General features: G+C 27.2%; 2 protein-coding genes. Both read left to right on the top strand.

Annotated elements, in window-relative coordinates:
* Window positions 1–191 precede the first annotated feature (191 nt).
* Window positions 192–7,979 carry a hypothetical protein gene (locus ACW95P_RS04710; RefSeq protein WP_457962110.1) on the top strand — a complete coding sequence of 2,596 codons (7,788 nt, stop codon included), beginning with the start codon at window positions 192–194 and terminating at the stop codon, window positions 7,977–7,979.
* A gap of 235 nt (window positions 7,980–8,214) precedes the next feature.
* On the top strand, window positions 8,215–14,368 hold a 6,154-nt coding region (locus tag ACW95P_RS04705; RefSeq protein WP_457962108.1), incomplete at its 3' end, for a hypothetical protein.

Genomic DNA, 14,368 nt, shown 5'->3' with positions numbered 1-14,368 from the left:
TTTTTTTTTTTTTTTTGCAAAAGAAAATAAATTTTTTTTGTTTTTGCTTATGTTAAAATAACACAAAATAGACACCTTATTGATATTGTTTTTGAACATTTTTTTACTTAAAGTTTGTTTAAATATTTTTAATTGCAACATTTAAAATAAAAATAACATCAAAAATTAATTTTTAAGAAAGTAATTATATTATGAAAGCTAATAAAAACAAAAATTCAAAAGCTAAAATTTTAAAAAGTGCAGGATTATTTATTTTATCTACTGTACCTTTAACTGGTTCTTTTATTACTTCTTCTTTTCCACATGGTACAGGAACTGAATATCCTGTTGACTTTGCTACTGGAATAATGTATGAGTGACAAACATGAGAACAATGAATCAATAGCGAACGTTTTACCTATATAACCTCACAACAAATTAAAAACATTAATGATCAAAATCTTCCAAAAACAGATGAAAACAAGTTTTTTGTTAAAGGAATAAACAATAGAATGCATTGATTGCATGATCTTAAAAATTTAATAACAAGATTAATGGGTGATGATTCTATTAATAAAAACTATACACAAGCTAGTGCTGAAAAAAAGAAAGAATTTGATGACTATAAAAAAATAATAGACGATTTTGTATTAACGGGTGGTGTTACAGTTCACAATTTAATAAGTAATTTTGGTTCTAAAATTATGAAACTATGAAATACATTAGATGGTTTTGCAAAGGAATTAAATTCTAAAATAGATGCAAAAGCAAATTTAACATTTGAACAAAAAATCGAACTTAAAAAACAAGTTAATGCTTTAGATTCTGCTAAGATAAATGAAAATGATAATAAAGTAAATTCTTCTTACAAAAATAGTATTGATGCAAAAGAAAAATTAGCAAATGATCTAGAAGCTGCAATGGCACAATTAAAAGCGACGATTTCTGAATATGATTCTAAAAAAGTTTTACCAAAGTATGTAAAAGCAACTCTGTCTAAAAAAGATGCTTTTGATATAGCCTTAGAAAATGCCAAAAATGTGACAACTGAATTAAATGTTAGAAATATAAATAATTTAAAAACCAGCATTATTAGAACATATGAAGCACTTGATGGTTTTGCTAAAAAAGATTTGTTAAAAAGAAAATTAACAACAGCCCCTTTTAATGAATGAAATTCCGCAACAATTACTGCAATTATTAATGCAATTGATTCAGCTACAAGTGATACTATGCTTGATAATATTGAATCTAAGTTAGATACTATGGGTAGGGAATATAATAATGCCAAATCTAAAATTACAGAATTAAATAATTATAAAACAGATAGAACTGATGGAGTTAATTACCGTTTATCTAATACAGAATTTAAATCAAATTTTGATACAAAATTAGCAAAATTGAAAGCAAAAATTAATAATGCAAAAAATACTAGTGGAACAGATATTTGAAATGATTCTACAAAATCTGACTTTGGAGCAACCATTACTGAATTAGAAACTGCTAAAAGTAAATTAAACGGGATATCAAATAGAACAAATGCAATTAATGAAATTATTGTTTTAACAAATATTGATGATACTACAAAAATGGAAGTTGAAACATCTTTTAGCAACGCAACACAAACACCGGATAAAAATGCTTTAGATACAAAAGTAAGCAATCTTAAAGCTGCTAATGATAAATTCGATGAACTTAAAGCAAAATTAAAAAAATATACTGATACAATTGGTGGATTGCATCATGATCTAACTCCAAATTACGCAATAATTGATAATGAAGTAATTGATGCACTTAATTTAGTTATAGATACACCTAAATTATCATCTATTAATAATTCCACTGAAATTAAAGATAGAAAACTTATTGCAAAAACTGGAGATCAAGTTCAATCTGCAATAAATTCTATAGAAGCAGCACTTGGTAAATTAAATGGTAATGAAGTTTTAAAAAGAGAAAAAGAAGAAGTTTTAAACAATGCAAAAAACTATATAAATAATACTTTAACTTACTTGTTTGCTGATGAGAAAAAAGTATTTATCGATCAATTAGAAGCACTTGATTTAAACAATTCAAGTGAAACCGCTGATACTTTCAAAAATGTAGTTAATGCAATTAAGTTAAATGCTGATAATTTAAATGATTTAAATAAAGCTAAAAATGAATTAAAAAATAAATTGAAAACAAGCCCATTTAATAAATTAAATACTGAAACAATAAATGCAATAGAAACTAAAATTGATGCTGCAACTTCAAAAACAGAATTAAATCCAATTGAAGTTCATGCAAGTAAATTAGCAAATAAAATTGATGATTTAAAATCTAAAATTAATGAAATGAAAGCAGTTCAAGCGGAAGAAAACTATACTTTAGCATCGCAATCTAAAAAAGATGCTTTTGATGCCGTTTTAGCTACATTGGAATCTAAGGTAAATACTGATAATATTTATGACGAAAACGAAACAAGCTTAACTACATTAATTAATAATGGAACAACAGCTACAAATAATCTAGACGGGAATCTAAACAAAAGAAAACAAGAATCTAGAGATAAATTAACCATTTCACCATTAACTGAATTAAATGCAAAAACTTTAGAAGAAATTAATCGTCAAATTAATGCTGCAACTGATACAACAACATTAGATAATTTAGACACGAAAGCAGCTGATGTTTCGACTGTATTTAAATCTTTAAAAGACACATATAATACTTTAAAACCAGTTTTAGATTCACAAAATTACAAATTGTCTAGTACAAAAGAGCATGATGATTTTCTTGCAAGTTTTCAAGCTTTAGAAGCTGAAAAAGATAAAAATGAAAATATTTTAGATGCTCCAACTTCTAGTTTTTCTAATTTAGTTGATGCAGCTAATTCTGCTAAAGATTTACTAAATGGTGACACCAATTTAAAAACAGCTCAAGATAAAATTGATGCTTTATCTAATTTAAGTGGTGATCAAAAAACACAAGCAAAAACAAAAATGAGAGATTTATCTAAGGTTAGCTCAATCACTGATTTAAATAATGCCGAAACATTATTTAGAGGAATTGATGCCAAAATGGAGGCTGCAAAAACTTTAATTTCTGGAATAGATAACAATAATTTACCTAGCGCAGACAAAACTGCTTTTACAACTAAATTAGGTCAAATTAACATTAGTGATTTAACGGATACCCAAGCTCAAAATAAAATCAATGAAATTGTTTGAGAAGCTAAAAAAACAGCTTGGTATAATAAAGCTATAAAAGACCTTGAAGCCTTAACTAATTTATCACCATATTTAATTCAAAAAATCAAAGATAAATTAAATAGTTCTGATAAAACAAATGAAGGCGAAACCGAAGCTGCATTTAAGGCAAAATTAGACAATCTTGTATCTAAAGCTGAAACCTTAAATGCAAAATATACTAGTGAAATTGCTGCTAAATTTAATGATTATGTTGCTACAATCGGAACAACAAAATATGATGAAGCAGACAACAAAGATACTCAGAATACTGCCGTGTATGCTGCATTAAATGAAATTGTAAGTCCTACAGTAACAAAACCGGCAACATTAACAAAAACAACTAATGTTAATGCATTACAAATTGGTTCTGGAACTGATGCTTCATTAGATGTAGAAATGTTGTTAAATAATTTATCTACCAAAGTTACTGAAGTTGCTGCTAAAATTGAAGCTGCTAAAAATGGTTTGAATGGTGAAACTGTTTTAGCTACCAAAATTACCGATAAGAAGCGAGAATTAGAACAAAAAGTTAATAGTACATTAGAATTCAATGAATTACCTGACGATGTAAAAAATGCTATTAAAAAAGAAATTAATGATGCAACTTCATTAAGCGCGCTTAGTGATATTGAGAAAAGAGTTGATGATGCTAAACCATTAATTGCTTCAATTAGAGAAAGAATTGATCAGCTTAAAGCAAAACAAAATGAAGCCAATTATTTATTATCTAATCCAACACCTAATCAATCAGATTATGATGCAATTATTGCAAAATTAGAAAATCACTTAAAACAAGATTTATTTGATAATATTAAGAAAAATGCCGCTCAAACTGATTTAGATAATTCAAGTATTGTAACAGCTGAAGCATCATTAAATGGAGATGATAATTTAAGAACAGCTATAGCAAATTCAGGCTTATTATCATATTTTAATGATGATCAAAAAAATCAAGCTACAAGAAAACTAAGTGACTTATCAAAAATAAATACAAAAGCTAAATTAGATACAGCAGAAACTTTACTTTCTGATATTAATGATAAGCTTAAAAAAGCTAAAGAAGACATTGATGGATTGTCACATTTAAATCAAGTATCAAAAGATAAAGCAATTGAAGATTTAGGTAAAATCGATGTTACAAATATTGATTCAGGATCAGCTGAAACAGAAATTAATAAGGTTGTAACTAAGGCGACAAATTTAAATGCTTCTTTAGATAATGAATTAACAAAACTAAAAGCAGCATTAAAAAAATATACCGATGAAATTAGTAATCCAAAACATGATGTGACTCAAAATATAAATAACATTGACCAAGATGTTTTAACTGAACTGAAAAAAGTACTTGAAAATGTAACAGATACAACACTAACTAGCGGCTTTAATATTGATAGCAAAAAATTATCAAGCAATGATGTTACAGCCATTCAGCAAGCAACCGCAAACATTGAAGCAGCTTTTGCTAAATTAAATGGTGATGCCGAAATTTCTAAAGTAACAGATAAATTAAATGAATTACCATGATCTGGATTAAATACACCTACAAAAGATGCTATTAGAGTGGCGGCTAACGGAGCAACATCTTATGATCAACTTCAAGGAGTTGTGGCAAAAGCTAATCAAGCGGTAACTGATAATGAAACAATAAAAACTGAAATTGATAATATGAAAGCTGCAAAAGGTTCCCCTAATTACAAATTAGCAGAACCAGCTAAACAAGCTGAATTTGATACAAAATTATCAGAATTAGAAGCAAAATTAATTACTGAAGATCTTTATAATAAAACATCAGCTGAAATTACATCAATTTTAGAACCATTAAAAAATGCACATACTGCATTAGATGGTGATGATAATAAAACAAAAGCACTAGCTGATGTTAATGGATTAAGAAATATTCTAGAATCAACCCAACGCAATTCAATAATTTCTAAAATTAATAATTTAAATGAAATTGATAATAAAGCAAAATTAGATGAAATAGTTGCAAAATTTAGTGCAATTAACACAAAAATTGGTGATGCAAATACAGCAATTGAAAAATTAGATCACTTATCTCCAGAACTACAAGCTGAGTTTAAAACAAAAATAGCTAACATTGATGTTGAGGCTGAGCAAAGTTCAACTGAAGCTAAAATTCAAAGTTTGCTTGATGAAGCTCAAGCAATTAATGCTAATTTTGATGAATTAAAAATAGTAGTAGCAAGTTATAAATCAATTTTCCCTGAACCAAAATATACTGAAGCTACAGCTGAAAATAAAATCGCTCAAAATGATAAGGTAAAAGCAGCTTTAGAATCAGTATTAAAAAATAAAACTTATTCAAATGTTGAATCTGATTTAAAAGAATTGACAAATGAAACATATAAAGCCGGAACAACTTTAGCATCAGCGGAACAAGCAATTAATAAAATTAACGATGCTCTTGCTTCATTAAATGGGTTATCGCAAGTTGAAGAAGAAAAAGACAAAGTTAAAGCTAAAGTTAATGATACTGATGGAATTTACAATAAATTAAATAATGATACTAAAAATGCTATTTTAGCTGACTTAAATAAACCAGACAATGACACTAAAGCTGAAATAAATGCAATTGATACCAAAGCGAGTCAAGCCTTAGATGTTCACAATGCTTTAGCAGCAAAAATTGCTGAGTTAGAAAATTATAAAGAAGATAAAGATTATAAATTAGCTAGCGAAGCTGAAAAACAAGCTTTTGATGCAGCGCTTACAAATTTAAAAGATCAATTAACTAAAAAATTGTATGATGATACAATTCGCGCCGAAGCTCAAAAAGCAATTACAGACGCAGGTGCTACTAAAGAAGCTTTAGATGGAAATGAAAATCTTGTCAATACAAAAACTGAAATTGGTAAATTAAGTAATTTATTACCATCAACGATAACTGAAATCCAAAATGATCTTGATAATCTTACTAAATACAATGATAAAGCAGCGCTTGATGCAACAATTAATAAATTTAACACAATTAATACTAAAATTGCTGAAGCTGAAACAAAAATTAATGATTTAGATAACATTTCGTTAGATGCAAGAGAAGATTATATTGATCAAACTAAAAAAGCTGTTAATATCACCAGTGATGAAGCAAACATATTACAAGAAATAACAAAAATTGAAACAAAAGCTATTGAAGCAAATGAAAAATATAATGATTTAAAATCAGCCTATGATGCTTACAAAGCTGAAATGGCAAATGCTAAATACGTAGATGCAACACCTACAATCAAAGATCAACAAGATGAAATTGTTAAAAATGCAACAAGTTCTGTTTTAGAAGATGAAACAACCCCTTCTCCAACAGAAGATTTACAGGGTGGGGTTAGTGTAGGAGCTACTGCTCAAGACATTGAAGCTGCAGTGACTAAAATTATACAAGCTCTTGATGCATTAGATGGAAATACAAATCTTAATAACGCAAAAACAGCAGTTAATAACAAAACATTATCTGGTGGTGAGTTTGAATCTCTTAGTGATGCAACTAAAGAAGCAATTAACAATAGAGTTACTGATGCTAATTTTGTAGCAGAAGTTAATGTAGTTAACGACAAAGCTACTGAAGCACTTGATACATTAAAAGAAATTGATGCAACAATTAAAAAACTTGAAGATGCGCAACAAACTATTGATTATAAAGTTGCTGATGAAGCCCAGAAACAAGCACTAGATGCAGTATTAGAGAGGGTAAAAGATTTAAAAAATTCTAACTTACTAGCAGATGATGCAAAAACTAATTCAGCGGCAATTAAAGCAGAGGCTGAAACAGCTATTGTTGCTTTAAATGGAGATGAAAATCTTCAAGCAGCTCAAAATAAAGTTGATAGCTTTACTCATATTCCTCAACCACAGCGTGACCAAGCGCGTGATACTTTACCGACCAATTCACTAGATGATTTAAATCAAAGAGTTAAAGATTTAGAAGAAATGAATAAAGCAATTGGACTAAATAAAGAAACAATCGATAAATTATCAAATTTAGATGACACAACTAAAGACAAATTAAAAGAAGATGTAGCTAATATTGATTTATCAAAAACAAAAAATGAAAATATTACAAATTCTAATAAAATTGTTGAAACTGCCGTTGATTTAAATTCCAGATTTGCTAAATTTAAAAAAGATCTTGACAATTATTTATCAGTTAAGCAAACTCCAACTTTTACAGCAGCAACTAATAAAGATACTCAAGATGCAAAAATTGTGAATTTAATTAATAGCATTTTGTTAACTCCGGTTAGCGATGTTAACCAAGTTACAACAAGCAATACTTTTAAACATGGTCTTAATGCAACTCAAGTTGATGCTGCTTTAGCTGCAATTCAATCAGCAATTGCTGAGTTAAATGGAAATCAGGAAGTTGAAAAAGCTAAGGCTGACACTTTAAAGGAAATTTCTGCAACAGATAAATATAAAAATTTATCAGCGACTAATAAACAAAATCTTGAAGAAATGATTAATAAAATTCAACCAAATCAAAATGATTGAAAAACTAGATTAGTTAACGCAACTTTGGAAGCCAAAAAAATGGCACAAATTTCAAGTAAACCTAATTCAGAAGATGATTCAAAAATCGCTCCAACCAATCCCGAAAATCCACAAATTGTTACTAAACCACAAACTCCACCAATCGAACCTAAAGAGACAACAAATAATAAACTTTATTGATTATTTTCGTTATTAGCAATTATTCCGATCGGTATTTTCTGATTTATTTTAGGGAAACTTCGTAAAAACAAAAAAAGATAAGTAAGTAAGATTTCAATTTAAATATTCCTAAATATATTTTTTATAGCTAGGAATATTTTTTATATTTTTAAAAAAGAAAAAAGTTTAAATTTACTAAAAATTTTCTGCAAAATAAAAAGTATTTTAAAACTTATGCATTAATGCCTTTATATATATATATATATATTAAAATTACTTTTTATTTGTATTATTTTTCAATATTTTTAAATGATTTTATTTTTTAAGAAAGGATTTTATGATTAAAAAATATAAAAATCTTAAAAAAACTTCTCTATTTGTTTTAGCAACTACACCCTTAATAGTTTCTGCTATTTCTGTTTCTGCTTATGATGAAAAAAGAAGAGATGAAACTAAGAGGCAATGAATAGATAGAAACTTTTCTTCTTTAACAGAAGGTCAAAAAGAATATTTTGACTGAGTTCCAGAACACATAAGACCAAGTATTTTTCCTAGTTTATCCGCATGAATTAATCAAATAAATTTAGACATGAAAGATTTACGTATTAATTATGCTGATTTTGAATCAAAAGTTAATAATTCTGATAATGAATACTACAATAACTTTTTTAATGCTGATGAGCATTTAAAAAATAAATTTAAAGATCAAGCGGTAAAAATTAATGACATGCTAGCTAATAGATCTAATCCTAATTTTAATATAACTGATATGGCTAAGCTACAAGAAATTAAGGGTGAATTTTTTCAATCTTGAAATAATTTAAATGGTTTTAAAAAGCAATTAGATAGTTTAATTGATGCAAAATCAAATATTTCATCAGCACAAAAAACAGCTTTAAAAACAAAAATGGCAAGTCAATTAGGGAAGTTACAAGGAGATGATGCAGATCAACAAAACAACATTAATGAAAGTTTTTTAGTAAAAGTCAATGAATTTAAAAAGCAAAATAACGATCTAGATAATGCTATGATTGAACTAAAAAACACATTTACTGAATACAATAATAAAAAAACAAGCATGAAATATATAAATTCATCTGAATCAATAAAAAATTCTTTTAATGCAGCACTTGCAGCAGCCCAAACAAATGATAGTTATTCAGAAATGGATCCTATTAAAATTCAAAAATTAAAAACAAGTATTGTAGAAGCATACAATAAATTAGATGGTTCTGATAAAAAAGATATTTTAAAAGCTAAATTAAGTACTGATCCATTCAATGAATGAAATGCAGCAACTTTAAAAGCTATTAATGATGAAATTGATAAAGCATCTACTGATTCACAATTTGATTCAATCGAAGCAAAGCTTAATACAACAGGAACAGAATACACTAATGCAAAAACATCATTACAAGAGCTTAAAAAATATAAAACAGAAAGCACATCAGAAGTTGATTATCGACTAGCAGATAATGCTAAAAAAACAGAATTTGATACAAAATTAAATAATTTAAAAAATAGATTAGAAAATGCAAAAAATTCTGCTGGAACAAATTTTTGAAATGATACTTCAAAATCTGATTTTGGGACTACAGCAACGGCTGCCAATAATGCTAAAAACACTTTAAATGGTAAAGAAAATAAAACTGCAGCTGAAAATACTATTAATAATTTATCTAATATTAGTGATACTACAAAAATAGAAGCTAAAACCAAAATAAGTAATAAAACCCAAACACCCAATAAAACAGTACTTGATAAAATTAAAACGGATCTACAAGAAGCAAACAATAAATTTAATGATTTAAAAGCTAAGTTAAAAGAATATACAGATACAATCGGCTATGTTAAACACGATAAAGCCACTAATTTTTCTGCTCAAGATCAAGCTGTTGTTGATTCTTTAAACTTAGTTTTAGATTCGCCAAAACTAACCTCTATTAGCAATACAACAATTATTGATAGCAAAAAACTTATAGCAACTACAGGTGCTGAAGTTCAAGCGGCAATAGATTCCATTAATACAGCTATTGGTAAACTTAATGGTGAAGAAAACTTAAAAAATCAAAAACAAGGTTTAATAAATACTGCCAAAACAGAAATTAATAACTATAGCAATTTATCAAATGATGAGAAAAAAACATTAACCGATAAATTAGATGTTCTAGATATTAATGATGCAAGTGAATCATTAACTAATTTCGAAACAAAAGTTAATACTATAAAAGCAGAAGCAACTACTTTAAATAATTTAAATAAAACTAAAGTAGATTTAAAAGCAAAATTAAAAACTGACCCATTTAATAAGTTAAATGCAACAACAATTGCAGATTTTGGTGTAAAAATTGATGCTGCTTCTGATATTGCTGCTTTAAATCGAATTGAAACTAAAGCTAAATCTTTAGCTAATAAGGTTGATGAATGAAAAGTTAAAATTACCGAATTAGAAGCGGAAAAAACAAAAGAAAATTACAGCTTAGCTACAGAAATTTTGAAAGATGCTTTTGATGCCGCTCTATCAACTTTAAAAAATAAAGTTGAAAATGAAAATATTGCCGATGAAACTGTAGCTTCAATAGATGCTTTAGCTTCAAATGCTGAAACAGCTAAAAATAACTTAGATGGAGCAAAAATTTTAGCTGATAAAATTGCAGCTAAGAAAAAAGTTTTAAATTATTTATTAACTAATTCAGAATTTAATTCAGTAGCTCCAGTTATTATAAATACAATAAAAGCCAAAATTGCAGCTGTTGGCGATAAAACTCAAACTGATTTAGATAAGTTAGATGAGCTTGAACCTAAAATTATTTCTGCTAAAGAAGTTGTTAAAAAAATTAATGAAAAAATTAATGAATTAGAAAATAAAAAAACTGATACACCACTAAATTTTAATTTAGCTGATGACGACAAAAAAGCTAAATACGATAAAGTGATAAATGATTTAAAAGATCATTTAAAAGAAGACTTATTTGATTTAGCGAAAGTAAATGCTGCTGAAGCAACGCTAACTGAAGCGGATTCACTAGTCTTAAATGGTCATGATAATTTAGGTGCTGTTAGAGATGCAATAGATAAACTAGACAATTTAAGTTCCGACCAAAAAGAACAAGCTAAAGTTAAATTAACAACTGCTTCTAAGGTTAAATCAAAAACTGATTTAACTAATAATGAAGCATTGTTTAAAGAAATTGATAATAAGCTTGGAGCAGGAAAAACAAAAATTGATGGAATCACTGATTTAAAAACTGCAGAAAAAACTGCTTTAATAGCAAAATTAGGCGCAATTAATATAAGTGATCTTACGGCTGAACAAGCACAAGCAGAAATTAATAAAGTAACTTTAGAAGCTGAAAAAAATGTTTTAGTTAACAATGCTATTAAAGAAATTGATGCACTTAATAATTTATCACCTGCATTAATCATGAAAATCTCTGATACATTAAAAGCGTTTGATAAAACTAATGCAACAGAAGATAAAACTGCATTTGAAACAAAAATTAATAATATTAAAAACAAAGCTGTAGCATTAAATACAAAATATAAAACTGAAGTTGAAGCTAAATTTAATGATTATGTTAGCACAATTGGCACAACAAAATATGATGAGGCTAATAATAAAGATACACAAAATGATGCCGTATATGCAGCCCTAAATGAAATTGTTATTCCTACAGTTACAAAACCTTCAGTATTAACTAATACAGAAAAAATTAATACTTTAAAAATTGGAAATGATAGTGATTCCTCATTAGATACAGAATCATTATTAGATAGCTTAACTACTAAAGTTGAAGAAGTTGGGATAAAAATTCTGCAAGCTAAAGATGGATTGAATGGCGAAACTGTTTTAGCTAAAAAAATTTCAGATAAAAAAGCAATTTTAATTAGCAAAGTGGATAGTACAGCAGAATTTAACGAATTACCTAAGGATGATGTAACTAATTTTAAAAATAAAATTAATAGTTCAACATCATTAACAGAACTAGAAAAGTTAGATAAAACAATTGGTGATACCGCATCAACAATTGGTAAAATTAAACAAAGAATTGAAAAATTAAAAGAAAAACAAACTAAAGCAAACTATAGATTATCGGATTCTGCAAAGCAAAAAGAATTTGATGAAATCATTACAAAATTGGAAAATCATTTAAAAGAAAATTTATTTGATGATACAAAAAGAGCTAGTGCAAATAAGGACTTAGATGATTTTAATCTAGCAATTGCTGTAACAAAATTAAATGGTGATGACAGTTTAAAAAATGCTATTAAAGAAGTAAAAGAATTAAAGCATTTAAATAATGACCAAAAAACTCAAGCAGAAACAAAATTAGTTGATTTAACTAAAACAACTTCAAAAGCTGATTTAGAAAGTGCAAAAACATTATTTACTAATATTAACAATAAAATTGAAACTGCTAAAGCTACAATTGATGCTTTACCGCATTTAGTTAAAGAAACTAAAGCTAAAGCAATTAAAGATTTAGGTAAAATTAATATTGCGGCCATCGATGAATCTGCAGCGGAAACTGCAATTAATAATGTTATTGCTGATGTCGCAACATTAAATACCTCATTAAATGATGAATTAATCAAATTAAAATCAGCATTAAAAAAATACACTAACGAAATCACTAACCCAAAACATGATGTAACTCAAAATATTGCAAATATCGATCAAGAAGTAATTACAGAACTAAAAAAAGTACTGGATGATGTTGCTGCCATAACATTAACTAATAGTTTTAATATTGATACTAAAAAATTATCAACTAATAATGTTGATGATATTAAAGCAGCAATTAGTAATATTGATAAAGCTTATGTTAAATTAAATGGAGATAGTGAAATTGCGAATCTGATTAAGCAATTAGATTCAGATCCTTTAAACAGTCTAAATACCGCTACAAAAGAAGCTATTAAATCTGCAGCTAATCGTGCAAACTCTTATACTAAACTTCAAGAAGTTGTTGCAAAAGCCGACCAAGCTATGACAAATGCTCAAACAATTAAAACTAAAATTGCTGCAATGAAATTAGTTAAAAATAATGCTAATTACAAAGTAGCTAATGACAACTTAAAAGCTACTTTCGACAATGAAATTACAAATTTAGAAACAAAATTAAATAGTGAGAATTTATTTAATAAATCATCTGCAGATATTACAAGTATTTTTAAATTAGTTGATGATGCAAATGTTGCTTTAAATGGTAATACTAATCTCGCTATTGCAGAAAGAGATATTAAGGCATTATCAAATTTAGCAACTAATAAAAAAAATGCAATCATTTTTGAACTTAAAAATTTAACCAAGATAGATAATAAAACTAAATTAGATAATTTAGTAACTAAATTTACTAATATTAATAGTTACATTGAAACTAAAAAAGCAGCAATTAAAAATTTAAATCATTTTTCTTCAGAACTTCAAAACGAATTTATTACTAGTTTAAGTAATATTACTGATTTGACTAAAAATGAATCTGGTATTAAAAATGAAATTGATTCTAAATTTAATGAAGCACAAGCAATTAATATCAAGTTTGATAATCTAAAATCTGAAGTTGCAAAATATAAGGCTGCACTTAGGCAACCTAAATATACCGAAGCTACTTTAGAAAACAAAAGGGATCAAAACCAAAAAGTTCAAGAAGCATTAGAATCAGTTTTAAAAGATAAAACTTATGCTAATATTGAAACAGATTTATTAGAATTAACAACTGAAACATATAAAGCAGGAACAACTTTAACAGCTATTGAAGCATCAATCACTAAAATTGAAGATGCTTTAAACTCATTAAATGGTTTAACCCAAGTTAATGACGATAAAACCAAAGTTAAAGACAAAGTGAATAATGCAGGCGGAATCTACACCCCATTAAATGATAATACTAAAAAAGCTATTTTAGATGATTTAGATAAAGTTGATACCAATACTAAAGCAGAAGTTAATGCAATTGATACTAAAGCAGGCAAAACCTTAGATTTACATAATCGTTTAACAGCTAAAATTACCGAGTTAAAAAATTTCAAAACTGATCCAAATTATAAATTAGCAAGCGGGGTAGAAAAAAATAATTATGATTTAGCTTTGGAAAAATTAAATGAACAATTAATTAAAAACTTATATGATGATACTAATAGTTCCGAATCAGAAGGTGCAATTACTTCAGCTGATGCTGCTAAAGCTGCTCTTGATGGAAATAATAATCTAGCTAACACCAAAACAATTATTGATGGTTTGACTAACTTATTAGATTCAACCAGAACTGATATCACAACAAATTTAGATAATATTAATAAATATGGTTATAAAGCCGCACTTGATGCTGTAACTACTAAATTTAGTGCAATTAATACTAAATTAGGACAAGTAAATACTAATATCAATGCCTTAAATCATCTTTCACAAGCTGCTAAAGATAGCTTCATTAATGAAGCAAAAACAATTGATATCAACGTTGATCAAACAGCTATTGAAACTAAAATTG

This window comes from Mycoplasma pogonae (assembly GCF_054170725.1).
The sequence above is the reverse complement of the archived record's forward strand: the minus strand, read 5'-3'. Positions and strand labels throughout refer to the sequence as shown.